Consider the following 23878-nt stretch of genomic DNA (forward strand, 5'->3'; position numbering starts at 1 on the left):
TTAACAAACTCAGCCAGTCACATGCATTAATCTTGATGTTAATGATATATAGGTGCACATAAAAAGCTACTTCATTGTGAAGTAGCTTCCTTTATTAAATGCCCATTTTGATCCATCTAGTTTTAGAAAAGCGAAGGATAATCGCATTTATGATAATAATTGAAGCTAAATACAAAATAATAAATAAAACATCATTACTCCCAAGTGTCATGTTATCAGATTGCAGCACTCTTTCTATTCGGGGATACATAGTGTTACCTGCCTCAAAAGGAGCAATGAAACCAAACGTTTTATTGCTTATAGCTACTAAGATAACAGAAGTCATCCAATAAACGATACTGACACCTATACTAATTAATATATTAGGACATAACATGCTTATAGTTCCGATAATTAGAATATACTGCAGTATAACTGCAGAAAATAAAAAAAGTAATAATGCAAAATGCGAAAAATCATGGTACATCAACGATATGATTAGCAGGCCTAGCGCTATAAATGCAAAACATTCTAAAAATAAAACAGCTATCTTTTTATAAAAGAAAGTATAGATGTTCTCTCCAATTAACTTGTAAAAGAGAATATTTTTGTTTGAATACTCTCTATTAATAAAGAAAGCTATAACAAATGAAAATAACATCAAACCAAACTGGGTCGCAACAGTATAGGAGCTAAAGAAAAACATTTCAGGTGTAACATTGCTGACTTTATCAATTCCAACAAGTAAAAAATAACCCAGCAAAAATAAAAATACAAACATTGCTCCTAAAATAATGATAACTTTGTTGCTAATACTCTTTTTAAACTCTAATTTCATCTCAAGCCCCCACTGTTTTATTACTCATTTATATACACTTCAATTAATTTATCCACTGAATGATATTGTTGAATTTTTTGGTGATTAAATATATAATAATCCCCTTCTATTGCCTTTAAATCAGACAAATCATGTGTAATGTTGATGATAATCTTCTCGGGGTTCTCCTGAATATACTTGTTTAAGAAGCCATGAATCTCTATAACCGTTTTTTTGTCTAATGAATTCGTTATTTCATCTAAAACAATAATATTTTTATCCTCTAATAAGAAACTGAGCAATTTTAATTTTTGCTTTTGTCCATCACTCAAATTTTTGATCAGAACTTTTCCATCAATATTATCCAGATTAAGTAAATGTGCGATTTTATCTATCATTTCTGCATCAAATTTTTTACTCAAAAAGTGTAATAAAAAGTCCTTAGAAACATCATTAGGTATATTCGACGAGCTGGATATTAAAGAAACATTTTGACGAATATCTCTACCAATTCTTTTGCTATTATTCAACAAAAAGTCTTTAGCCAGCTGTGATTTACCGACTCCATTTTTTCCGACAACGTGATTAATTTTCCCGCTCGAAAAATGCAAGTCGGTGTCCTGAAGTAACGTTTTGCCTTTCACTTTTAAAGTGTAATTCGCTATATTCATATACATACTCCTAGGAAATATTTGTATTTTCAAGGTGCCTTTTTTGTTCCGGTTTGGAACTGTAAGAAATGTTTTTTGATGATTAATCTGGATATCTTTTACTCTAGTTTACAATATATAACACTCAATGTACAACAACGGCAGTTTCCTCAAGGCAATTCCTTACAAGATAACTGACAAATAAGCTAAATAAATGGATCGTCAATACCATATCAATGCATATTGATAACAACAATAAGGAGGATACTGAACCTTTTAGCCTAAGCCCTTGACTAAATAACCTCCTCCGTAGATTCTGCTGAAAGATTTTTCAGCTCTAGCTGCCTTAATCTTTCACTCGTTTTAATTGTCTCTAAAAGGACTTATGCGGTACTATCATATAAAGGTCCAATGTTTAAAAATAATGTCATACTTTTAAATTCACCTTATCATGCACATGCTCATAAATAGGGGGTTTATTCTAAAAAGGGGATGGACGGTTTTGGAAAGCAAGTACCTAGATCTACTCGCGCAAAAATACGATTGTGAAGAAAAAGTGGTAACAGAAATCATTAATTTGAAAGCGATATTGAACCTGCCAAAGGGCACCGAGCATTTTGTCAGTGATTTGCACGGGGAGTATCAGGCATTCCAGCACGTGCTGCGCAATGGTTCAGGACGAGTCAAAGAGAAGATACGCGACATCTTCAGCGGTGTCATTTACGATAGAGAAATCGATGAATTAGCAGCATTGGTCTACTATCCGGAAGACAAACTGAAGTTAATCAAACATGACTTTGATGCGAAAGAAGCGTTAAACGAGTGGTATAAAGAAACGATTCATCGAATGATTAAGCTCGTTTCATATTGCTCCTCCAAGTATACCCGCTCCAAATTACGCAAAGCACTGCCTGCCCAATTTGCTTATATTACGGAGGAGCTGCTATACAAAACAGAACAAGCTGGCAACAAGGAGCAATATTACTCCGAGATCATTGATCAGATCATTGAACTTGGCCAAGCCGATAAACTGATCACCGGCCTTGCTTACAGCGTTCAGCGATTGGTGGTCGACCATCTGCATGTGGTCGGCGATATTTACGATCGCGGACCGCAGCCGGATAGGATTATGGAAGAACTGATCAACTATCATTCTGTTGATATTCAGTGGGGAAATCACGATGTCCTTTGGATCGGCGCCTATTCCGGTTCCAAAGTGTGCCTGGCCAATATTATCCGCATCTGTGCCCGCTACGACAACCTGGATATTATTGAGGACGTGTACGGCATCAACCTGAGACCGCTGCTGAACCTGGCCGAAAAATATTATGATGATAATCCAGCGTTCCGTCCAAAAGCAGACGACAACAGGCCAGAGGATGAGATTAAGCAAATCACAAAAATCCATCAAGCGATTGCCATGATCCAATTCAAGCTTGAGAGCCCGATTATCAAGAGACGGCCGAACTTTAATATGGAAGAGCGGCTGTTATTAGAGAAAATAGATTATGACAAAAATGAAATCACGCTGAACGGTAAAACATATCAACTGGAAAACACCTGCTTTGCGACGATTAATCCGGAGCAGCCAGATCAGCTATTAGAAGAAGAAGCAGAAGTCATAGACAAGCTGCTATTCTCTGTCCAGCATTCCGAAAAGCTGGGCCGCCATATGAATTTTATGATGAAAAAAGGCAGCCTTTATTTAAAATATAACGGTAACCTGTTGATTCACGGCTGTATTCCTGTCGATGAAAACGGCAATATGGAAACGATGATGATTGAGGATAAACCGTATGCGGGCCGTGAGCTGCTCGATGTATTTGAACGATTCTTGCGGGAAGCCTTTGCCCACCCGGAAGAAACCGATGACCTGGCGACAGATATGGCTTGGTATTTATGGACAGGCGAATACTCCTCCCTCTTCGGAAAACGCGCCATGACGACATTTGAGCGGTATTTCATCAAAGAGAAGGAAACACATAAAGAAAAGAAAAACCCGTATTATTATTTACGCGAAGACGAGGCAACCTGCCGAAACATCCTGACAGAATTCGGCCTCAATCCAGATCACGGCCATATCATCAACGGCCATACACCTGTAAAAGAAATCGAAGGAGAAGACCCAATCAAAGCAAACGGAAAAATGATCGTCATCGACGGCGGCTTCTCCAAAGCCTACCAATCCACAACAGGCATCGCAGGCTACACGCTGCTATATAACTCCTACGGCATGCAGCTCGTCGCCCATAAACACTTCAACTCCAAGGCAGAAGTCCTAAGCACCGGAACCGACGTCTTGACGGTGAAACGATTAGTGGACAAAGAGCTTGAGCGGAAGAAAGTGAAGGAAACGAATGTGGGTGAGGAACTGCTGCAGGAAGTTGCGATTTTGGAGAGTTTGCGGGAGTATCGGTATATGAAGTGAGGGATAGGGGGTTCAGAGAAGATATTCTCTGGACTTTTTTATGGTTATTCAACATCTTTTTTTACACTGCAAATTGATGATCACTTTCTGTCATTTTTTGCGTCTCTTTCATCTCTCCATAAACAAAAGGTAGAGTTCACAACGGCTCCTTCCCATTAACAGGTATATTAAAGTGTCCTACTTGTGGCGGTGCAATGGTACAAGGGAATGCTAACAAAAAGAACAAATATTACGTTTATGGCCGTTTTAAAAATAGTGGTTCTAAAGCATGTAAATCGAATCTTGTAAATAAGGAGTATGCGGAACGAGAGGTATTGTCACAGGTTATGAAGTACCTTAACAATCTAAACCTTTCTATGCCATTACAATTAGTAGTTATCGATAACTTAAAGAGTGAATTGGAACCAATTGAAGAAGAACTTAAATCAATAGAAAAAAATTTAAGAGAACTAAAAAGAGAGAAACACGAACTCTTGCAACTTTATACAAAGAAAATAATCGCCATAGCTACGCTTAGTGAACAAATGGAAAGAGCCCAGAATGAAGAAAGTGAACAGAAGGAATTTAAAATACTGTTAACAAAGCAGATTGAATTAAAGAATAACAATGACTTATTAACAGTAATTAACCGTATCGCTAATGATTTTAATTCTTTTATTACTTATTAGACGACTATGATAAAAAAGAATTACTTCGTTTTCTTATTAAAGAAATTCAAGTAAATACTGGAGAAAAGCCCAAAGATTGAACAATTAAGAAAATCGTCTATAAATTTGATCAAGAGCTATTTAAAGTGATAAGTCATGGACTTGTTTAACTACTTGTTAGCTTTATATTATGGATGTGTATTTATTCTTATTCTGAAGCTGAATTAGCAGTCTATTTCAAATGAATAGACTGCTAAATTTTACACAATAAGATAATTTTGTTTAACAATCCTGTACTTAATTACAAATAGTATAATAGGCAGATTGGGAACAGTGAAATCTCTATAATAAGTTTAGTACCTCAGTAGGCTTTTGCTCTTCATCTCATCAATCCAACTTGTTACCGTATCTAATTCGGCATAGTCAATTGGATACTTTTTACTGTCACATATTCTCTTTCCCTGTGGCTCTATATATGAAGTCGTTGCAACAATTCCTTTATCTACTTCTTTGTCTACAACGTCAAAGTATAGTGCCTTAACAATATTCACACCTACTTTATTTGATTTTTTATGTCGCTTACATTGAATAATAATGGCTTCTGGCTTTTTACTGTCTTTATTTTCCTTTACTGCATATACATCTATGCCTCCATCTTTCCTCCCCTTACCCAATGTTACTATATAGCCATTTCTGCGAAAAAACTCAGCTGTGAGTGCTTCAAATTGTCTCCAATGAATTCCGTCAACATCCTTATTTTGGGCATGGAGATAATCAATAAATCTTTGGTCAATAAATTCCTCTTTGTTGTCAGGGAGATTTTCACTTTGAAATAAATCACTCAAAGGTATTTCCCCGTCCCATTCTTCAATCGAAAATTTATTTGTGACACTATGATCAATTGTTTGTATCAAGTCTTTAATAAATAATAACGTTATAAATTCACCTGCACCCGACATTTCCTTCAACTTATTATGGAATTTTTGATTAATTAAGAGCGGCCCCTTATTCTGACTTGTATATTCAGATAAGGCTTTGACTAGTTTTGCCAAGTCATCCTGATATTCAGGAAAGTCCAAAGCCAATTTTAGGAGAAACGGGGCTGGAACGCTATCTCTATTCCCTAACCCCACTCTAATTATAGATATAATCTCTTCAAATTCCTCTCCCCGTATTGTTATTAAATGTTGGTTATCTTGATTTCTAATTGATTCAAACAGATCACTATATGATGTATCTCCCATGAGTCTGAAAATATCATCATCTGTAATAAGTAATCCTGTTTTAATTCCTATCATATCTTGGATAGTGTTTAATAAGCTCCCTTTACTCATCCATGCTCTCATTAAAAATCCCCCTATTAATAGCATTAGGCTAGCTATGATAGACAAATACTACTAATCCCATTTTCTCTTTTTACTATTTTCATAGTATTATAAAAGCGAAAGGAGGACAAATATGACAACAGAAATAAAAAGAGTGGCAAATTACGCCCGCGTAAGCACAGAAGAACAGGCAAAAGAGGGATTTAGTATAGCTGCCCAACTTCAAACACTTCGGCAATATGCTTAAGTTTATAAATGGGAAGTAGTCGATGAGTATGTCGATGAAGGAATTAGCGGTAAATCAGTAAATGGACGTCCTGAAATGCAGAGGCTAATTAATGATGTTGAAAATGAGAGATTCAATGCCGTTTTAGTATGGAAAATATCTCGACTTTCAAGAAATATGTTAGACACATTCATGATTCTAGATAAGTTTCAAAAATATAATGTGAAATTTATATCCTACTCGGAAAACTTTGATACTAGTAGCCCTATAGGACGATTAGTACTTAAAATTATGGCTTCTATTGCTGAAATGGAGCGTAATACAATATCCGAAAATGTAAAGCTTGGAATGAAACAGCGAGCATTAGAAGGGCGTTGGAACGGTGGAGTTGTATTTGGATATGACATTGTTAAGAAAGAACTTGTTATCAATGAAAAGGAAGCAGAAGTAGTACAGCTAATCTATCATATGTATGCAAATGGTAAAGGCCTAAGAGCAATTTCTAACAACTTAATTAAAGAAGGATATAGGACGAAGCGAAGCCGATATTTTTCTATTAACGGTGTAGCACAAACCCTAGCTAGACAATGTTGTATATAACGGTAAAATCAGTTGGCTAAAAGTTGAGAATTGGGACACCAAACGGAGAAAAGGTAAAAATCAAAATCCCATCCTAGTTAAAGGAAAACACGAAGCTATAATTTCGGACGAATTATGGAACGTAGTACAAGCAAGAAGAAAAAGTAAATCATTTAAGCAGCGACAATCAAATGAACCATTTTTACTTAGTGGTCTTTTACGTTGTCCTGATTGTGGTCAAGGAATGGTACCATCGATTACAACATATACACGAAAAGATGGGTCGAAACGACAACATCGTTATTACGTCTGTAGCGATTTCCATAATAAAGGATCTGCTGCTTGTAAAGCTAATTCCATAAGGGCAAATGAAGCAGAAGATACGGTTATTAAGAAAATTGAACAATTCAGCTCTAATAAGAAGAATTTATATAAGACGCTCACAGACATTAGTTCTAATTCCGCTCATTCGATAAACCTACTGAATAAAGAGTTAGAAGGGATTGAAAAAAATTAAAGGAAATTGGAAATTACATATGGAAGCATTTGAGAAAAATACTCTGCCTATTGATATTCTGCAAGAAAGATTACAAAAGGTCTCCAATAAAAAAATAGAGTTAGAACAAAGAAAAAATGAGATTATAATTCAATTAGGTTCTATTGATTCAAAATTAATCCAACCAGAGTTGATCGAAAATTACTGAAAAAATTCCTATCAGTTTATAGGAAGATATCTAGGGAAAATCAAAAACAATTACTTCAGCTGCTAATTGATAAAACTACAATAGAGCAAATAGATAGATCAGAATATAGAACTTGAATTTGATTTTACTGAAATGAATATATCCAAAACGTTTATACTAATCCACTTGCTATATCGTGAAACGGATAATGAACACACATTTTCAATACCCGCTTCCGATAAAGAATTACCACCTTACCTACAACAATTTTTGCCACTATTTGTGGTACGGTTCCCCCCGATTAATCCGAAAAGCCCGATAAATCTGCTCCACCAGAATCAACCGCATCAACTGATGAGGAAACGTCATTTTCGAGAACGACAGCTTTTCATCCGCTCGCTTCATCACTGCGTCACTCAATCCGAGTGATCCGCCGATGACGAAGGTGATTTTGCTTTTTCCATATGTAGCCAGCTTATCTATTGTATCGGCTAGTTCTTCGGATGTTTTCATTTTTCCTTCGATGGCGAGGGCGATGACGTGGGCGTCGGGGCTGATTTTCGATAAGATGCGGTCGCCTTCTTTGTCTTTTATGATTTTCATGTCCTGGTCGCTTAGGTTTTCCGGCGCTTTTTCGTCCGGGAGTTCGATGATGTCGATTTTTGCGTAGGCTGAAAGTCGTTTCGTGTATTCTTCAATGCCTTGCTTGAGGTATTTTTCTTTTAGTTTTCCGATTGTCACAATATTGATATTCACAGGTCATCCCCACTTTAAAAACAAGTTATTCATATATATTGTCCACAATTGTGGATATCTTTTCTGTATTTTGTGTAAGATCATTCGTTCCCCACTATATATACTGCGGGGTCTCCGCATAATTCACAGGCTGTGGATAAACTGTTAGTATGTTCGATTTTTCTGATTTCGGGCGGCAGCTCGTGGTCGTCTATGTACATATCCAGCACGGTTTCGATGTGTTCTTCACAGGAATAATAGGTTTGTTTCATGTTCTAATCCTCCGATGGTTTCTTGCGTTTTTGCAAATATTCTCTTCCCAATATAACCTATTTATTCACATGTTAGTAGTGCTTCGGGCTGAGTTTTATCCACAATTCGACAAACAAGCTGTTGATGACTCTATTTCACTCGTATGTTAGTTTGGATGTAACCGATGTGTGGGGAGGTTTGCATTTGCGCTTTAGATGGGTTTGGCTTTTTGTGATCATGTTGCTGCTTGTTGGGTGTCAGCCGTCTTATTGGATGTTGGAGAAGGATCGAATCGGTGAAGGCAGTCCAGACTTAGAAATATACGCTAATTACCTTCAAATACATGATGATGTAAAAGGATATCAAGTCTTCACCATATCAGAAGGCAAAAAAATGGTCGTCGTGTCTCTCGGAAGCAGCGAGAACGAAAAACAGCTTGAGGTGTCAGACGTCAAATTCTCACCTAAAGAAACGATTGTAACTGTGAAACGAAAACCAGCTCCTAAGGCAACTGAGAAAAACCCTTATATTTTGATTGGACTGGACAAAATCGAAGAGGATTTTATCGTACAGGATGAAACGGGAAGTCGATTTGAAGAAACGGATTACCAGCAATAAAGCCGGCGTTCTAAGAACGTCCGGCTTTTTCTTTTACTTCAATGTTCCATGAGGGTCGATGACGAATTTTTTGGCTGCGCCTTTGTCGAAGTCGCTGTAGCCTTTTGGCGCGTCGTCCAGAGAAATGACGGTGGCGTTGACTGCTTTTGCGATCTGCGCTCTGCCGCTCAGGATCGCTTTCATCAAATTGCGGTTGTATGTCATGGCGGGCGTTTGTCCGGTGACGAAGGTGTGGGCTTTGGCCCAGCCGAGTCCGAAGCGGATTTTTAGTGAGCCTGTTTTGGCGTCTGCATCCTTTGCGCCGGGATCTTCGGTCACGTATAAGCCTGGAATGCCAAGGCTGCCTCCGACCTGGGTGACGTCCATGATTGAGTTCAGCACAGCGGCAGGCGCTTCTCCTTGATTGCCGTGTCCGGATGCTTCAAAGCCGACACAGTCCACTGCGGCATCAACGGTTGGTTCACCTAGTATTTGTTCAATTTGCTCGCCGAGGCGGTCGTGTTTTTACACGTTGACCGTTTCACAGCCGAAGCTTCTCGCCTGTGCCAGCCTGTCTTCGTTCAGATCGCCGACAATCACGGTTGAGGCACCTAGGAGCTGAGCGGAGTGTGCAGCTGCCAAGCCAACAGGCCCCGCTCCCGCGATATAAACGGTTGAACCTGTTTGCACGCCCGCTGTGTAAGCTCCGTGGAAGCCGGTCGGGAAAATGTCGGACAACATGGTCAAATCGAGAATCTTTTCTAACGCCTGTTCTTTATCAGGGAATACCAAAAGCTGAAAATCAGCGTATGGCACCATGACGTATTCAGACTGGCCGCCGACCCAGCCGCCCATATCGACGTAGCCGTAAGCCGATCCGGGCTGGCCCGGATTGACATTCAGGCACACATGCGTTTTCTGCGTTTTGCACATCACACAGCGTCCGCAGAAAGGAACGGATACGATATCGCCCTTTTTGATAAATTCGACATCCCGCCCCGTTTCAATGACTTCTCCGGTGATTTCATGTCCGAGCACCAAGCCTTCAGGCTCCGTTGTGCGGCCTCTGACCATATGCTGGTCGCTTCCGCAAATGTTGGTTGTAATGACCTTGAGAATAACCCCATGCTCACATTTTCGGTTCACATTCGCCTTCGGAACGCCGGGCCCGTCCCTCAAGATTAACTCCGGATAACCGATATCCTCCACCGCTACAGTCCCTTTGCCTTTGTACACAACCGCTTTGTTTCCTGTCAACGCCATTCCTCCCATTCATGTGTTTGGACTCTTGGTCCTTGAACACGACTTCGGTTCGGCATGACTCTTTCCCTTTTTCACGACTGTTTTTTCTGTATTCTTATAACAACAAATATGCCAAGAAAGCATCCAATAATGGTTCCGCCGATGTCTAAGAAGTCGACTTTACATCCATTTAACAAGAACACAGTAATGGCCGAAACCAGGCAGATCATAACTGCCAGAAGAATAACCCGTTTGGTGCGCATGTAATTCCTCCTTTAGATTCGTTTCTAAACCATACCCAAAATCCTCTGCAAACTTCGGTTCAACAAAAAAAGAGACTTCACACCAGTCTCTTCATAAACAGAGATCACTCAAAAAATTTCCTGAGAAATAATGTGACAACACTGGCTGCTAACGCAATTGCAGTATAAAGCACAACCCAAAACATGAATGAACTGTTGCCAGAGGCTAACGTAAACAACAATATCAAACTCGCAATAAAGACGATGAGCGGACCAATCCAAACTCTCTTACATATGAAATAACACGCTGCACCAATTACGCCTGATATCATCGGAAAAACAAAAACGATGAGCAGTATAACGGCTCCCAAGTCGGAACCCCCTTCACCTTAAAAATCCCTCATCACCTCAACATCATACAGCTTCAAATGACTCTTCGGCGTCACGACATCCTTTACCTTCCCAATCTCTTTTTCTTTCATTTTCTTTCCGGTTTTCAGGCTGTACTGTTCAATGTAGGCAGGCTTGTGATACGTGTATGTGAAGAAATAGAGGCTGCTGCCTTTTTGGGTGATTTCTTTGAAATCGGCTTTCATTTTGTCCGGGGAAAGGGTGAAGACGATGCTTGTTTTTCCTGTCTTGGCATCGATTTTGTGTACCTTTCCGAAGCCGTCAATGAAATACAGGTTCCCGTCATAAGGGAAAAAGCTGTTTTTAAAGCTGAAGGGCATGGAGCTGTATATCGTTTGTTCGTCGTTTTTGTATTCGGCGATATCGTGCAGCTCTACTTCGCCGCTTTTTTTGTTGATCTTGACCATTTGATAGAGATTGTGGGCTTTTTGGCCGCGAACCATAACATACACAGCTTGGTCGTCCACGGCAAGCTGGGATTCGACTGAGGCTCCTTCCCGGTACTGCCATTCCGTTATGCTGAGATAGGAAAGCTTCTTCTGATCTGCTTGAATCTGAAGGAGCTGATAGCCTTTTCCGTCAGCTGTCGGGACGAGTGCGTAAATGGCGCCATCATGGAAACCGGAGGCTCGGATGTAGTAGGGGATGACGTCTTTTTTCCACTCTCCGTCCATTTGGCGGTACAGCTCTGAGCGGTATCCGTCTCCCTTTTTGTCGTAGCCGGAGTTGTATAAGGTGTAAAAGCCGTCCGTGTTTTGCAGAAAGCCCGCGCTGTCGCCTGTGTGCTGATAGGCTCTTTTATGGGAGCGCAGGCCGTTTTTGAGCGTGTAAATCGTGTTTTTGTCCTCCAGCATCACATTTTCGCCGTGAACCTTGGCTGATCCCAGCTCAAGGCCCTTCATCTGAAAGGAAGAGAGCGACCCGTCCTGGCTGATAAACAGGGCGTAGCTTTTCCCGCCGCCAAATGCATCCTGATCCGCAGAGGTTGAGAAATATAACAGGACTTCTTTGTCATCCAAGAAACCGGAGTCTCGGAGATCCTGGTGACTTACAGTTTTATGGCTAGGAGAAATGAAGACAAATAGTGCGATTCCTGCGAGAATCAGCATGGCGATGGTAATCATCCACTTTTTCATATCCTTCTCCTTAGTAAATGGTCATGATGGTTGTCGTATACGAAGAACTTGTGATGTCCCGCGGATACACGCCTAAGCCTCCGTTGCTGTCTATATCAATGCCTGCTTTCAGCAAAAAGGCAGACCATAGGAGCTTTGAACAGTTTTTGGCGCCGTCATGGCCGGTATTTCTGTTATTGACGAAGTTAAATGAGTATGGGTCGCCGACTTTTGATACCGCCCAGTCGGCAGCAGCTGTTTTTTGAGATGAGGATACGCTGACGGTTTGCACAATGGAGTTGTCTTCCACGTCTCTGGCATTGTAAGCGATCTGCCTGACGCCGTCGCTCGGGACAGATTCAACAATTTTGTCAGCAGCGGAGTACATGCCGACGTGGCCGTGATTGTAGTAGGCTGTGTAGGAGTTCGTGTAATAGATATTGCCTTTCGCGCTTGTCGGGAGTTTTTTCGTGCCGGACGACCCGCCCATGATAGACATGCCGCTTTCCTTGGCGAGCCGGTCTCCCTCTGCTTTATCAGCCGTGATTTCCTTATAGAACTGTTTTAGGATAACGTCCTGCTTTATGTGCTGCTGTTTGGCAATCTGGCTGGCAGATTTCATGACTTCTTCCGGTGTCGTGCCTGGCTGCAGTGCGGCGATTTCTTCAGCATAATTTGTGGTCTTTACGGCTTTGGCGGGAGAAACAAACAGGCCGCCGCACATTGTAAACGCTACCAAAAACATCGACACTCGTTTCTTCAACTTCATTACATCTCCTCTTTTCTTGTGAGTGTAGGAAAGGTAATTTCCTCATCCACATTATATTAGGAAAATAAGGAAAGTAACTAGGTTATTTACAGAATTTTTAGAAATCGTTTACAGAAAAAGGCCTTTATCAGGCCCTTTTCGTTAAATCTTCTTGCTCATCACTACGTCTGTTTCTTGAAATCCGGTTTGCTCATATAGCTTTCGCGCCGTCTGATTATGAGCAAAGACATGAAGGGACAGCTTGCGGATTCCCATACTGCGTGCCGTTTGATCTAATGCCGCCAATGCTTGCTTTGCGTAGCCCTTTCCACGATACGGTTCATATAACCCGAAATCATAAATAAACGCTTCCTGCTGCGGATGCTCCGGTTCAGCATGTATCCAGAGCCAGCCAACGATATCCTTTTCATTCAGCTTGAGGCTCCACAAATGGTGATGGGGTGTTTCCAGCCCTCTCGGAAGCAGATCAGTAAACGCCTGCTTAGACAAAAGCTGTGCATCTTCAGGCAGCCATGTTCCCGCTTTTACCTTTTCTTCCGCGTAATGCTTTGTTGTGTATGTGAGATAAGACCGAAATTCTTCTGACTGCATTGGGGTCAGCATGATTGTCATATCATCTCTCCTTCATATATTGACTAGAGGATTTTACATAAAATAGAAAGAGGTGTTACTATCAGAATAAGCAACTGAGATTGATAAGTCACTAGAGAAAGGAGTTTCACATGAATAAGATCGCACCCGCAGAAATCGCTAGCATGCTCAACGATTGGTACCTTGCCATCAAGAAACATGAAGTTGAAGAATCCTCCCGTTTATTTGAAGAAGTGAAGCCTTTATTGGATGACATGGAAGAGGATCAGGAGGTGCTTGCCTACTTCTCCTTATTGGAACTGCGCCACAAGGTTTTGCTTCACGAGGCGAGAGGACAGGGCTTTCAGCATGAGGAGCCTTCTCATATGAATGCTACGTCTGACATGCTGAAATATTACTTTTTTCTGTTTGAAGGCATGTATGAGGCCTATAAAAATAATTATGACATTGCCATTGGGCTGTATAAAGATGCAGAGCAGTATCTCGACAACATTCCCGATCCGATTGAGAAAGCTGAATTTCACCTGAAGGTCGGAAAGCTCTATTATAAGCTGGGACAAAATATTGTGTCCCTCAATCATACACGGCAAGCGGTCAAAACGTTCAGGGAAGAGACCGATTATAAAAAGAAGCTGGCTTCAGCCCTGATTACCATGTCAGGCAATTTTACAGAGATGAGCCAGTTTGAAGAAGCTGAGGCTTATTTGGACGAAGCAATTCGGATCACGAGTGAATTAGAGGATCATTTTTTTGAAGCCCAGCTTTTGCATAACTTCGGCCTTCTTCATGCGCAAAGCGGCAAATCAGAAGAAGCGGTTTCGAAATTAGAGGAAGCCTTACAGAACGAAGAGTATGCCCGCTCCGCCTATTACTATCATTCTGCCTACTTGCTGATACGAGAGCTGTTTAAGATCAAAAAGAAAGAACAGGCCTTATCTTATTACCAAGAAGTGAAGGAAAAATTGGCTGCTGAGCCGAATAGAATATGTGAGGCAAAAATAGACATTTTATATGCCATTTATGCAGAAGGGGGTCATGCGGAAACGTTTTACTTATGCAAACAATATATGGATGACTTGTTGTCCGAGAAAGAGTATGACAGTGTAAGAGAACTTTCCATTTTGGCTGGCGAACGGTATAGGGAACTTGAGCTTTACAAAGAAGCTGCCCACTTTTTTTATGAAGCATTACAAATTGAAGAACTGATTAAACGAACGGAGGTTATATAAATGAAAAGATTTCTGATTGGCGCAGGCGTCGCAGCGGTGATTTTATCAGGTTGGTTTATTGCGGACCATCAAACCCACTCACAGGAAATGAAAGTCGCTGAGAAAATGATTGGATAAATGAAAAACCCCCGCGGGTGCGGGGGTTTAATTTAACGAAAGAATCCTAAAACGGTTTGTAGTTTTAGGATTCTTTCATCTTTTCAGCGTGATTGAAAACCCTTGAAGTCTAGGAAGAACGAGCATTGGAGCGCAGCGAATGTTTGGAATTCGTGAGCACCGAAGCGCAGGCCTGACAACGAATGCGAGGGTTTGTCGACACGCTGAAACCCCCGCGGGTGCGGGGGTTTTCTTATTATAGCAGCTTCTTCCCTAGCAGGGATTCTACGAGCTCTACTGCTGTTTTACCTGTTTTGTTTTTGTGATCAAGGATCGGGTTAACCTCAACGAATTCAGCTGAGGTAATGATGCCTGCGTCATACAGCATTTCCATAGCCAAATGGCTCTCCCGGTAGCTGATGCCGCCGACGACAGGGGTTCCGACACCCGGTGCGTCGTTCGGATCAAGTCCGTCCAGATCAAGGCTCAGATGGACGCCATCACATGCTGATAAATAATCAAGGGTTTCTTCAATGACCTTTGTCATGCCAAGACGGTCGATTTCGTGCATTGTGTACACCTTCATGCCACTTTCCTTAATGTACTTGCGCTCCCCTTCATCAAGTGACCGGGCGCCAATGATGACGACGTTTTCCGGTTTGATTTTAGGCGCGTAGCCTTCAAGGTTAACAAGTGACTCGTGGCCAATGCCGAGGCTGACCGCGAGCGGCATGCCGTGAATATTGCCCGATGGTGAAGTTTCAAGTGTATTCAAATCGCCGTGCGCGTCATACCAGATGACGCCGAGATTATCGTAATGCTTCGCTGTGCCTGCAAGCGTGCCGATCGCAATACTGTGGTCACCGCCCAGGACAAGCGGGAATTTTTTCTCTTCAATGACTTTGTTGACCTTTTGCGCGAGTTTTTCATTTCCCGCCAAAACGGAATTCAGGTTTTTCAGTTCCTCGTCATTTTTGATTTTTTCACGGTTGATCGGAATGTCTCCAAGATCTTCAACCGTATATCCCATGTCTGACAGCCTCTCGATCAGATGAGCGTACCGGATGGCACTCGGACCCATATCCACTCCGCGTCGTGCTTGTCCTAAATCCATTGGCATTCCAATAACCGAAATCGTTTTATCCATCTGTGATTCCACCTCAACATTTAAGATAATGTCCTATGCGGGTTATAACAAAGATGACTTACGGACAACGTTTTAAAGCTCTAGCTGACGATTCGCCTGCTGGCGTTTTTTAATGACGACATGATAAATGATGTAGCAAATGATCATAAACGGTACGCCGCAATACAGCGCGATACGCTGCTCCGGATCAAATGCAAGACTGATGAGCACGACCGTATTTAATGTTAGGCCGATCAGCGGAAGCACCGGGTACAGCGGTGTTTTAAATTTCAAATCTTCTATCTTCCCGCCCTCACGGATATATTTGCGTCTGAACATGATTTGGGAAAGCGAAATCGTAATCCAGCCGACCTGTGCGCTCATACCCGCCAAAGATAACAGTACCATATAGACAGTTTCAGCCTGCGCAAACTTTGTCAGAAGTGATAGGCAGGCCACAGCCATCGTTACGATTAACGAGTACATCGGTACACCGCGCTGATTTGTTTTTCCGAGCGCTTTGAAGGCCTGTCCTTCATTGGCCATTGCGTACAGAATACGTGTTGATGCGTATAAACCTGAGTTCGCAACAGATAACAGTGCGATTAAAATAACAAAGTTCATGATATCAGCTGCATATGGGATTCCGATTTGCTCAAATACGGCAACAAATGGACTTTCCACGACACCCGCCTGTTTCCACGGAATCATGCCGGCAATGACAATGATTGAAAGCACAAAGAAGACAAGCGTTCTCCATACTGTCTGTTTGATTGACCGTGGAATCGTTTTTTCAGGGTCTTCACTTTCTCCGGCTGCAACCCCGATCAGCTCAGTCCCCTGAAACGCAAAGTTCACAGTAATCATCGTAATCAGCATTGCCTTTATGCCGTTCGGAAATAACCCGTCTTCATAAAAATGTGTCAAAAACGGCGCCTGCTCTCCGCCCTTCAGATCAATCAGGCCAAACATGGCAGCTCCGCCGAGAATAATAAATAAAAGGATAATCAAAATTTTAATGCCTGAAAACCAGAATTCTGATTCTGCAAAGGCTTTTGTGGTGATTGCATTTAAAATAAACATCAGTGCCGCAAAGACCAGACACCAAATCCACACGTCTATATGCGGAAACCAGCGTTGCATCAGCTGCCCCGCTGATAAAAATTCAATGGCGCATGTAACCGCCCAGCCGAGCCAGTACAGCCAGCCGAACGCAAACCCGAAGGCCGGGCTGATAAATTTTGTCGCATAGGTCTGGAAGGACCCCGACACAGGAAAGGCGACTGCCAGCTCTCCTAAGCAGAGCATCGTCAAAAACATGATAAAGCCGCCCACTAAATAGGACAGAACCGCGCCGAGCGGTCCCGCTTGGTTAATGGTAAACCCGGTTCCAAGGAAGAAACCGGTTCCGATCACTCCGCCCAATGAAATCATGAACAAGTGGCGCGATTTCATTGTCCGCTGGAGCTGATTTCCGTTATCTTGGTTTGTATTCACATTCTGCACCCCTTCAGCAACTTGTATTGGATCTAAGCTGGAACATCTGCATGGTGCTATCCCAGTTTGCTGTCCAAAGAGCCTCTATCTATTTAATATAAAATTCACTTCTTCTCATAAAGATACATTATACTAAAATACTGTAGCTGAGCAAATAGGGAGTGCTGATTTTTCTGTTGTAAATTTATACAAACGAAGTGAATATCCCGCCATGGTGCGGATTTATGCGTTTTGCAGCACGTGCTTAATTTTCTCTATCGCCCAATCCAAATCCTTTTTGGAAATGATTAATGGCGGCGCAAAACGAATAACCGTATCATGCGTTTCCTTGCATAAAAGCCCTTCTTCCTTCAAACGCTCACAATACGGACGTGCCGCTTCAGTCAATTCCACACCGATAAACAGCCCTCTGCCGCGGACTTCTTTAATGACCGGGCTGTCAATGCTCTCAAGCTCGCTTTTAAAGTATTCACCAAGCTCAAGAGAACGATCCGCCAGCTTTTCATCCTCCAGCACTTCTAATGAAGCGATAGACACTGCACATGCAAGCGGGTTTCCGCCAAATGTGGAGCCGTGTGAGCCAGGGTTAAACACGCCTAGGATCTCCCGGTCCGCCGCAATGCATGAGATCGGGAACACACCGCCGCCAAGCGCTTTGCCCAAGATATACATATCCGGAACAATGCCGTCCCAATCACAGGCAAACGTCTTGCCTGTACGTCCGAGACCCGTTTGAATTTCATCCGCAATAAACAAGACATTCTCTTCCTTACAAATCGCCGCCGCTTCCTGTAAAAATCCTTCAGGCGGAATCACAATGCCCGCTTCGCCTTGAATCGGTTCAAACAAGAATGCCGCTGTATTCGGCGTAATGGCCTGTCGAAGCGCTTCCACATCGCCGTAAGGAATGAGTTTGATTCCCGGAAGCATCGGACCGAATCCTCGTTTATATTCCTCTTCAGAAGAAAGAGATACCGCCAGCATCGTGCGGCCGTGGAAGTTCCCGACACATGCGATAATTTCCGCTTGATTGTCTGCTACGCCCTTCACTTCATACGCCCAGCGTCTCGCCGCTTTCACCGCAGATTCAACCGCTTCGGCTCCTGTATTCATCGGCAGAATCATCTCTTTGCCTGTCAGCTTAGCTGTTTTTTCGTAAAACGGCCCAAGCTGATCGTTATGAAACGCGCGCGACGTGAGGGTGATTTTATCAGCCTGATCCTTTAATGCCTGAATGATTTTCGGGTGTCTGTGCCCCTGGTTTACCGCAGAGTAAGCACTCAGCATATCCATATATTCATTGCCTTCCGGGTCCTTTACCCAAGCACCCAGCGCTTCAGAAATAACAATCGGGAGCGGATGATAATTGTTGGCTCCGTAATGAGACGTCTGATCAATAATTTCTTTGGATTTAGATAAAGCTGGCATATTTGAATTCCCCCTTGTTTTCTGTTTCAACATGTTATCCTGCTTTCCCTTTATATAAATGCAAGTTCTGTGCCAAATCAAGAATTCGTGTGTTTTCTACAATTTTCGAGGACAAGGTGCAAAAACATTCTGATATTTCGAGCAAAAAATTCAGTGAGTGCAAAATTCTTTTGCGATTCAAAAGCATATATGAACAAAGAAGGTCAGCATAAATCGAATAAAAAAGTTTTATAATAAAAAAGCATAATCTGAATGGTGATTACGCCTTTTAATCCTTAGTGCAGCTCTTTTTGATATATGAAATAAGATGCGAATACGGATAAGAGTATACTACCTATTGCCGCTATAAAAATAATCGGCTCGGTAAAAGACTCAGGAATAAATGCAGTTAAAACAATAATGATTCCGGCTAGAACAAATATTCTTGAACTCAATCTATGTGTAAGCCTCCATACATTTTCACTGCTTAATGTCCAAGGAGTTCTAATTCCCAAGAAAAAATTCGGTCTAACCTGCTGAATAAAATTACCAAAAACCATAAATATAGCTCCAAGAATAAATGAACCTAAATATGGAATAGGAAGTTTAATACCCAGCCCCGTCAATATTGTAATCAAATTAATGAGAAATAAGACGAGAAACATGGTATTAAAAATAGATAAGTATGCACGAGTAAAGGTCGGATAGTTTCGTCGGGGATCAATTTTAGGAATAAGCACCATAAGAATATATTGTACTATCATTATACCTACCAACGTTGCTATGGCCGTAGGTTTCTTTGAAAAGTCATCTGCTTCACCACTTATACCCCAGTGTGTTGCCAATTCATTAGGTAAGTGTGAATATGTTATAACCCAAGCTAAAATTGTTAAGGCTATCATAATTAGTGCAAAGAAATATTTTTTCATCATTCTCCACCTTCCTTCTTGTCATGGTCTGTATCTGTAAGGGAAAAAAACCAGCCAATAAGATCTTGAAGTACAGTCGTATTTAAAGAATAAATAATAAATTGTCCCTTTTTTTGGTCTCGTACTAAATCAGTGTTCTTTAAAATATTTAAGTGATGAGAAATACTAGGTTTTGACATATCAAATTGGTCAGCAATTTGCCCGGCTGTTAAATCTTGTTGTTTTAACAAATCCAAAATCCTTCTCCTTGTAGGATCGGCCAGAGCTTTAAAAGCCTTATTCAAATAATTCTCCCCCCTTTGGTAAACATTAGGATTTAGATATTTACCTAAATAATAAAACATTTTATTTTTCCAGTCAATATACAACACCAGTATTTCCTTCCTTTACGATAAAACGATATTAGGATTAACTGTAATACAAATCCTAAGTGCAAAATTCTTTTGCATATCCTCTCCATTTTTTTATAAAATAGAAGCAATATTAAGAAAATAATTGAGGGAGGTTCATACAGTGGTCAAAGACAGCGAATTCCTCACATTGGTTTTTCAGAGCATTTTAGATGAAATCGATGTTGGCCTGCACGTGGTAGACGAGCATGGAAACACAATCGTATATAACAATAAAATGATGCAGATTGAAGATATGGAGAAGCATGACGTCTTGAATAAAAACCTGATGGATGTGTTTATGTTTTCAAAGCAGCAGGACAGCACACTGGTACAGGCTCTTCAGGAAGGAAAGACGATTAAAAACGTCAAACAGAGCTATTTCAATAATAAAGGCCAGGAAATAACGACGATCAATCATACATATCCCATCGTCCAAGACGGCAAAATCAGGGGCGCCGTTGAAATTGCCAAGGATGTGACAAAGCTTGAACGGCTGATCAGGGAGAATATGAACAAAAAAGGCAGCACAACCTATACGTTTGACAGTATTCTCGGCACCAGTCCGGCCATTCAAGACGTCATCGAAAACGCCAAGCGGGCAACCCGTACGTCATCATCTGTCCTTCTCGCAGGCGAAACCGGCACAGGAAAAGAACTGTTCGCGCAAAGTATCCATAATGGAAGCGATCGTTCTGGCGGCCCGTTTATTTCGCAAAACTGTGCGGCATTGCCAGACAGCCTTGTGGAAAGCATTTTGTTTGGGACGAAAAAAGGCGCGTTTACCGGCGCTGTCGACCAGCCCGGCCTGTTTGAACAAGCCCACGGCGGGACGCTGCTGTTAGATGAAATCAACTCGCTGAATCTCAGCCTTCAGGCGAAGCTGCTGCGCGCCCTTCAAGAACGGAAAATCAGGCGCATCGGTTCGACAAAGGATACACCGATTGACGTACGTATTATTGCCACGATGAATGAAGACCCAATTGATGCAATTGCAGGCGAACGAATGCGGAAGGACTTGTATTACAGGCTGAGTGTCGTCACACTGATCATCCCGCCGCTACGGGAGCGAAAAGAAGACATTTTGCTTCTCGCGTCGGAGTTCATCCAGAAAAACAACCATCTGTTCCAAATGAATGTTGAACACATCAGCGATGACGTGAAGCAATTTTTCCTTTCTTATGACTGGCCGGGAAATATTCGCGAGCTTGAGCATATGATCGAAGGCGCAATGAATTTCATGACGGACGAGCAAACGATTACGGCTTCCCATCTGCCCTATCAATACCGAATGAAAATCAAGCCGGCTGACATCCCAGAGCCTGAAACACCAAGACACCAGCCGGCCGCGGACTTAAAAGAAAAAATGGAAAGCTTCGAAAAATATGTGATAGAGAACGTGTTAAGAAAACACGGCCATAACATCTCGAAAGCTGCTCAGGAGCTTGGCATCAGCAGACAAAGCCTCCAATATCGGCTGAAGAAATTTTCTCACTCGTCTAACGAATAATCCGGAGCAGGAAGCCTGATCAGAAAAACAGTGCCTCTGCCGATTTCACTTTTCACTTCAATCGTCCCATTGTGATTGTCGATAATCGATTTCGTTATGGCAAGGCCTAATCCCGAACCTCCATATTTCCGGGAGAATGCTGAAAATGGAGGTATTTGCAGTTAACAGCCATTTGCTGCTGTTTCACGTGTAACAACCATCTTGTATTTTTCTTCATATTCGATATATCCTTTTCAACTGAACGAGCGTGACCCCCGTTCAGTTTTTTTTGCATATCAAAACAGCCTGGCAAACGATGCCAGACTGTTTTGATTAACTTCCTAATTGGTCTGCGGACGACAGCTTGATGTCAACAGATTTTTCTTTTCCGCCGCGGTAAAACTTCACCTTCACCCGGTCACCGACTTTTTTCTGATAAAGCCGTTTTCGCAGGTCAACAATATCATTTACTTTGTATCCGTCAAATTCCGTGATGACATCGAGTTCCTTCAGTCCCGCTTTTCCGGCAGGTGAAAAGGCGTCTACACCCATCACAACCGCTCCATTGGTGACGTTCTTAGGAAGCTTTAATGTTTCATCCCAATGATAGCTTGCGATGTCGCTTAGGGATTTCATCTCAATGCCAAGGAACGGGCGTTTGACCTTTCCGTATCTCTCTAAATCCTCTATCACAGGGATCACGAGCTTAGACGGAATGGACAGGCCAATCCCTTCAACCGCTGACTCGGCAATTTTCATTGAATTGATGCCAATGACCTTCCCATCCATATTTAACAAAGCGCCGCCGCTGTTCCCAGGGTTAATGGCCGCATCTGTTTGCAGGACTTCTGCGTTCCAGTCAGGCTGTCCATCACCGTTTGAATCTACTGGGATCGCCCTCTCCGTACCCGAGATGACGCCTTGTGTGACAGAGCCAGCAAACTCAAGGCCTAACGGGTTCCCGATCGCAATAACCGGCTCCCCAGACTTCACTTTATCTGAATTTCCGAAATCGGCGACTGCTTTAATTTTATCGCTTTTCACCCGTAAAACGGCCAGATCCATCAGCTGGTCGCTGCCGACAAGATCAGCTGATACACGCGATCCGTCTTTCAAGCTGATTTCAATTTGGGAAGCGCCTTCGATGACATGATGGTTGGTCACGACATAAGCGGAATGGTCATTTTTCTTATAGATGACGCCAGAGCCGCTCCCAGCCTCGCCGCTCTCTCCCCGTATATCTGATTTTTGGATGTTCACAACACCGACAACGGCGGGCGACACATTGCTGACAATCTTGGTGACCGTATTGTTGACACTGACATTCACCGTCCTGATTGATTCCCGGCCGTTATTGTTCTGCTGCTGATCTAAAGCGCCCGTATCTAGCCCTTCATTTGAAAGGTACGGCATGATAAACGCCATTAAGACGGCACCGACAATCACACCAATCAGGCTTGAAAGAAAATATCCTTTTTTGCTTCTCTTTGGCTGTTCAGGAGTAGTATGTTCTTCCTCACGTTCGTAATCCACCATATTCCATCCTTTCCAAGAACGTTAATATGGTTATATTGTGGGTTAGAAGCTCCTAGAATAGTCATGATTTACATAGAAAAATTATACAGCGCAAAGCGGAGTGGCCTTCTTCGGATCAGTGTCGTATAAGTCAAATGTCTCACCCGTCACAAATCCTTTAGAAGCCAATGTCTGCTGTACAGACATTCTTGCCAGCTCCTTCATGTTGTTGTCCTGGCTCAAATGCGCCAGGTAAATACGAGACGTCTCATCACCAATGACATCCGTCATCGCCAAGGCAGCATCTTCATTTGACACGTGCCCGACGTCACTTAAAATCCGCCGCTTAATGCTCCATGGGTATCTTCCCATTTGCAGCATACCGACATCGTGATTGCTTTCAAACACAAATACATTCGCTGAACGGATAATGCCTTTCATCCGGTCGCTGACATATCCCGTATCTGTCATTAATGCGAGCTTTCGGCCGTTATAATGGAACACATAAAACATCGGTTCCGCCGCATCGTGGGAGACGCCAAACGATTCAACATCAAGTCCGCCGAACGACTTCACCGTCTCCATCGGAAATACAAACTTTTGATCGGTGTCAATTTTGCCGATTTGATTCTCCATCGCTTTCCAAGTCTTCTCATTCGCATAGATCGGAAGCTTGTACTTTCTGGCGACGACACCAAGGCCCTTAATATGGTCACTATGCTCATGCGTCACAAAAATGCCGTCTACATCATCCAGCTTACGCCCGATCTGCGCCATCAGCCCATCCATGGCTTTTCCGCTCAAACCGGCGTCCACTAAAAATGCGTGATCCTCTGTTTCGAGGTAAAACGCATTTCCCGTACTCCCGCTCGCAAGTACGCTAAATTGCAAGCTCATGTTTGTCTCACTCCAT

General features: G+C 42.3%; 26 protein-coding genes and 3 pseudogenes. 9 read left to right on the forward strand and 20 right to left on the reverse strand.

The window, feature by feature from the left end; translation table 11 throughout:
- Nucleotides 1–94: 94 nt before the first annotated feature.
- Nucleotides 95–817 (reverse strand): peptide ABC transporter permease, encoded by a 723-nt coding sequence (locus NSQ16_RS20950; protein WP_106610972.1) that lies wholly within the window; start codon nt 815–817, stop codon nt 95–97.
- 20 nt (nt 818–837) lie between these two features.
- Nucleotides 838–1467, reverse strand: a complete 630-nt coding sequence (locus tag NSQ16_RS20955) for an ATP-binding cassette domain-containing protein (protein WP_106610973.1) — start codon at nt 1465–1467, stop codon at nt 838–840.
- A 481-nt stretch (nt 1468–1948) separates the two neighbouring features.
- Between NSQ16_RS20955 and fbp the strand changes: the two genes are divergently transcribed.
- Together fbp and NSQ16_RS20965 are read left to right on the forward strand one after the other, a co-directional pair.
- A complete protein-coding gene (fbp, locus tag NSQ16_RS20960; protein WP_106610974.1) occupies nt 1949–3874 on the forward strand; it encodes a fructose-1,6-bisphosphatase in 1926 nt (641 codons plus the stop codon).
- A 164-nt stretch (nt 3875–4038) separates the two neighbouring features.
- Nucleotides 4039–4542 (forward strand): recombinase zinc beta ribbon domain-containing protein, encoded by a 504-nt coding sequence (locus NSQ16_RS20965; RefSeq protein WP_257435494.1) that lies wholly within the window; start codon nt 4039–4041, stop codon nt 4540–4542.
- A gap of 332 nt (nt 4543–4874) precedes the next feature.
- Here the strand turns inward: NSQ16_RS20965 and NSQ16_RS20970 are convergent, their stop codons facing one another.
- On the reverse strand, nt 4875–5867 hold the full coding sequence (locus tag NSQ16_RS20970; protein WP_163182286.1) for a restriction endonuclease: 993 nt from the start codon (nt 5865–5867) through the stop codon (nt 4875–4877).
- A gap of 268 nt (nt 5868–6135) precedes the next feature.
- On the opposite strand from NSQ16_RS20970, the gene NSQ16_RS20975 reads away from it, so the two are divergent.
- Genes NSQ16_RS20975 through NSQ16_RS20985 form a run of 3 tightly spaced genes read left to right on the forward strand, consistent with a single transcriptional unit; the run spans nt 6136 to nt 7355 of the window.
- Entirely contained in the window at nt 6136–6672 is a 537-nt protein-coding gene (locus NSQ16_RS20975) for a recombinase family protein (RefSeq protein WP_230488751.1), read from the forward strand.
- A gap of 7 nt (nt 6673–6679) precedes the next feature.
- A complete protein-coding gene (locus tag NSQ16_RS20980) occupies nt 6680–7168 on the forward strand; it encodes a recombinase zinc beta ribbon domain-containing protein (RefSeq protein WP_230488750.1) in 489 nt (162 codons plus the stop codon).
- Nucleotides 7155–7355 carry a hypothetical protein gene (locus tag NSQ16_RS20985; RefSeq protein ID WP_230488691.1) on the forward strand — a complete coding sequence of 67 codons (201 nt, stop codon included), beginning with the start codon at nt 7155–7157 and terminating at the stop codon, nt 7353–7355. Before NSQ16_RS20980 ends, NSQ16_RS20985 begins: the two co-directional genes overlap by 14 nt.
- A gap of 255 nt (nt 7356–7610) precedes the next feature.
- Here NSQ16_RS20985 and rlmH read toward each other — a convergent pair whose 3' ends face one another.
- Nucleotides 7611–8090, reverse strand: coding sequence for a 23S rRNA (pseudouridine(1915)-N(3))-methyltransferase RlmH (gene rlmH / locus NSQ16_RS20990; protein ID WP_085185321.1), 480 nt, complete (start codon nt 8088–8090; stop codon nt 7611–7613).
- Nucleotides 8091–8170: 80 nt separating this feature from the next.
- On the reverse strand, nt 8171–8341 hold the full coding sequence (locus NSQ16_RS20995) for a CxxH/CxxC protein (RefSeq protein ID WP_003236479.1): 171 nt from the start codon (nt 8339–8341) through the stop codon (nt 8171–8173).
- Nucleotides 8342–8525: 184 nt separating this feature from the next.
- On the opposite strand from NSQ16_RS20995, the gene NSQ16_RS21000 reads away from it, so the two are divergent.
- Complete coding sequence (locus tag NSQ16_RS21000) at nt 8526–8939, forward strand: hypothetical protein (protein ID WP_085185319.1); 414 nt, start codon at nt 8526–8528, stop codon at nt 8937–8939.
- 33 nt (nt 8940–8972) lie between these two features.
- On the opposite strand, the pseudogene fdhA reads toward NSQ16_RS21000, so the two are convergent.
- From fdhA to NSQ16_RS21030, 6 genes and pseudogenes are all read right to left on the reverse strand, one after another.
- Nucleotides 8973–10190, reverse strand: a pseudogene (fdhA, locus tag NSQ16_RS21005) (formaldehyde dehydrogenase, glutathione-independent).
- 62 nt (nt 10191–10252) lie between these two features.
- Nucleotides 10253–10423 carry a hypothetical protein gene (locus NSQ16_RS21010; RefSeq protein WP_069837897.1) on the reverse strand — a complete coding sequence of 57 codons (171 nt, stop codon included), beginning with the start codon at nt 10421–10423 and terminating at the stop codon, nt 10253–10255.
- A 104-nt stretch (nt 10424–10527) separates the two neighbouring features.
- A complete protein-coding gene (locus NSQ16_RS21015) occupies nt 10528–10773 on the reverse strand; it encodes a DUF2651 family protein (protein WP_085185317.1) in 246 nt (81 codons plus the stop codon).
- Nucleotides 10774–10791: 18 nt separating this feature from the next.
- On the reverse strand, nt 10792–11949 hold the full coding sequence (locus NSQ16_RS21020; RefSeq protein ID WP_097080570.1) for a hypothetical protein: 1158 nt from the start codon (nt 11947–11949) through the stop codon (nt 10792–10794).
- Nucleotides 11950–11959: 10 nt separating this feature from the next.
- The gene (locus NSQ16_RS21025; protein WP_106610976.1) at nt 11960–12697 is read right to left on the reverse strand and encodes a YiiX/YebB-like N1pC/P60 family cysteine hydrolase; all 738 of its coding nucleotides are present in this window, start codon (nt 12695–12697) and stop codon (nt 11960–11962) included.
- A gap of 141 nt (nt 12698–12838) precedes the next feature.
- A complete protein-coding gene (locus NSQ16_RS21030; protein WP_106610977.1) occupies nt 12839–13309 on the reverse strand; it encodes a GNAT family N-acetyltransferase in 471 nt (156 codons plus the stop codon).
- A gap of 110 nt (nt 13310–13419) precedes the next feature.
- On the opposite strand from NSQ16_RS21030, the gene rapG reads away from it, so the two are divergent.
- A complete protein-coding gene (rapG, locus tag NSQ16_RS21035; RefSeq protein ID WP_085185309.1) occupies nt 13420–14517 on the forward strand; it encodes a response regulator aspartate phosphatase RapG in 1098 nt (365 codons plus the stop codon).
- Nucleotides 14518–14634 (forward strand): Phr family secreted Rap phosphatase inhibitor, encoded by a 117-nt coding sequence (locus NSQ16_RS21040; RefSeq protein ID WP_003226961.1) that lies wholly within the window; start codon nt 14518–14520, stop codon nt 14632–14634.
- A 235-nt stretch (nt 14635–14869) separates the two neighbouring features.
- Here the strand turns inward: NSQ16_RS21040 and rocF are convergent, their stop codons facing one another.
- From rocF to NSQ16_RS21065, 5 genes are all read right to left on the reverse strand, one after another.
- Nucleotides 14870–15760, reverse strand: coding sequence for an arginase (gene rocF / locus NSQ16_RS21045; RefSeq protein ID WP_003226959.1), 891 nt, complete (start codon nt 15758–15760; stop codon nt 14870–14872).
- A gap of 72 nt (nt 15761–15832) precedes the next feature.
- Nucleotides 15833–17236, reverse strand: coding sequence for an amino acid permease (locus NSQ16_RS21050; RefSeq protein WP_003242721.1), 1404 nt, complete (start codon nt 17234–17236; stop codon nt 15833–15835).
- 222 nt (nt 17237–17458) lie between these two features.
- Entirely contained in the window at nt 17459–18664 is a 1206-nt protein-coding gene (gene rocD, locus NSQ16_RS21055) for an ornithine aminotransferase (protein ID WP_069838313.1), read from the reverse strand.
- Between the two features lie 275 nt (nt 18665–18939).
- Nucleotides 18940–19572 carry an SdpI family protein gene (locus tag NSQ16_RS21060; RefSeq protein ID WP_085185985.1) on the reverse strand — a complete coding sequence of 211 codons (633 nt, stop codon included), beginning with the start codon at nt 19570–19572 and terminating at the stop codon, nt 18940–18942.
- Entirely contained in the window at nt 19572–19856 is a 285-nt protein-coding gene (locus NSQ16_RS21065; RefSeq protein WP_015715052.1) for an autorepressor SdpR family transcription factor, read from the reverse strand. Before NSQ16_RS21065 ends, NSQ16_RS21060 begins: the two co-directional genes overlap by 1 nt.
- Before the next feature lie 229 nt (nt 19857–20085).
- Between NSQ16_RS21065 and rocR the strand changes: the two genes are divergently transcribed.
- Nucleotides 20086–21471: an arginine utilization regulatory protein RocR gene (rocR, locus tag NSQ16_RS21070; protein ID WP_003244510.1), complete on the forward strand. Its 1386-nt coding sequence runs from the start codon at nt 20086–20088 to the stop codon at nt 21469–21471.
- Here rocR and NSQ16_RS21075 read toward each other — a convergent pair.
- The 4 genes and pseudogenes from NSQ16_RS21075 to NSQ16_RS21090 all read right to left on the reverse strand — a co-directional run.
- Nucleotides 21453–21605: pseudogene (locus NSQ16_RS21075) on the reverse strand (ATP-binding protein); the annotation flags it as partial. The gene rocR and the pseudogene NSQ16_RS21075 sit on opposite strands and share 19 nt — an antisense overlap.
- Nucleotides 21606–21632: 27 nt before the next feature.
- Nucleotides 21633–21763 (reverse strand): annotated as a pseudogene (locus NSQ16_RS21080) (hypothetical protein).
- Between the two features lie 20 nt (nt 21764–21783).
- Nucleotides 21784–22986 (reverse strand): serine protease HtrC, encoded by a 1203-nt coding sequence (gene htrC / locus NSQ16_RS21085; RefSeq protein ID WP_015250812.1) that lies wholly within the window; start codon nt 22984–22986, stop codon nt 21784–21786.
- 81 nt (nt 22987–23067) lie between these two features.
- Nucleotides 23068–23862 carry an MBL fold metallo-hydrolase gene (locus NSQ16_RS21090; protein WP_003226939.1) on the reverse strand — a complete coding sequence of 265 codons (795 nt, stop codon included), beginning with the start codon at nt 23860–23862 and terminating at the stop codon, nt 23068–23070.
- Between the last annotated feature and the right edge of the window lie 16 nt (nt 23863–23878).

This window comes from Bacillus sp. PS108 (genome assembly GCF_037963335.1).
Classification (GTDB): Bacteria; Bacillota; Bacilli; order Bacillales; family Bacillaceae; genus Bacillus; species Bacillus subtilis.

Excerpts from the sequence above, each read along its gene's own strand:
- NSQ16_RS21040 (WP_003226961.1), top strand. The coding sequence starts at position 14,518 with ATGAAAAGATTTCTGATTGGCGCAGGCGTCGCAGCGGTGATTTTATCA.
- NSQ16_RS20995 (WP_003236479.1), bottom strand. The coding sequence starts at position 8,341 with ATGAAACAAACCTATTATTCCTGTGAAGAACACATCGAAACCGTGCTG.
- NSQ16_RS21025 (WP_106610976.1), bottom strand. The coding sequence starts at position 12,697 with ATGAAGTTGAAGAAACGAGTGTCGATGTTTTTGGTAGCGTTTACAATG.
- NSQ16_RS21030 (WP_106610977.1), bottom strand. The coding sequence starts at position 13,309 with ATGACAATCATGCTGACCCCAATGCAGTCAGAAGAATTTCGGTCTTAT.
- rapG (WP_085185309.1), top strand. The coding sequence starts at position 13,420 with ATGAATAAGATCGCACCCGCAGAAATCGCTAGCATGCTCAACGATTGG.
- rocD (WP_069838313.1), bottom strand. The coding sequence starts at position 18,664 with ATGCCAGCTTTATCTAAATCCAAAGAAATTATTGATCAGACGTCTCAT.
- NSQ16_RS20950 (WP_106610972.1), bottom strand. The coding sequence starts at position 817 with ATGAAATTAGAGTTTAAAAAGAGTATTAGCAACAAAGTTATCATTATT.
- NSQ16_RS21060 (WP_085185985.1), bottom strand. The coding sequence starts at position 19,572 with ATGAAAAAATATTTCTTTGCACTAATTATGATAGCCTTAACAATTTTA.
- NSQ16_RS21010 (WP_069837897.1), bottom strand. The coding sequence starts at position 10,423 with ATGCGCACCAAACGGGTTATTCTTCTGGCAGTTATGATCTGCCTGGTT.
- NSQ16_RS20970 (WP_163182286.1), bottom strand. The coding sequence starts at position 5,867 with ATGAGAGCATGGATGAGTAAAGGGAGCTTATTAAACACTATCCAAGAT.
- NSQ16_RS21090 (WP_003226939.1), bottom strand. The coding sequence starts at position 23,862 with ATGAGCTTGCAATTTAGCGTACTTGCGAGCGGGAGTACGGGAAATGCG.
- NSQ16_RS20955 (WP_106610973.1), bottom strand. The coding sequence starts at position 1,467 with ATGAATATAGCGAATTACACTTTAAAAGTGAAAGGCAAAACGTTACTT.
- NSQ16_RS21020 (WP_097080570.1), bottom strand. The coding sequence starts at position 11,949 with ATGAAAAAGTGGATGATTACCATCGCCATGCTGATTCTCGCAGGAATC.
- rocF (WP_003226959.1), bottom strand. The coding sequence starts at position 15,760 with ATGGATAAAACGATTTCGGTTATTGGAATGCCAATGGATTTAGGACAA.
- htrC (WP_015250812.1), bottom strand. The coding sequence starts at position 22,986 with ATGGTGGATTACGAACGTGAGGAAGAACATACTACTCCTGAACAGCCA.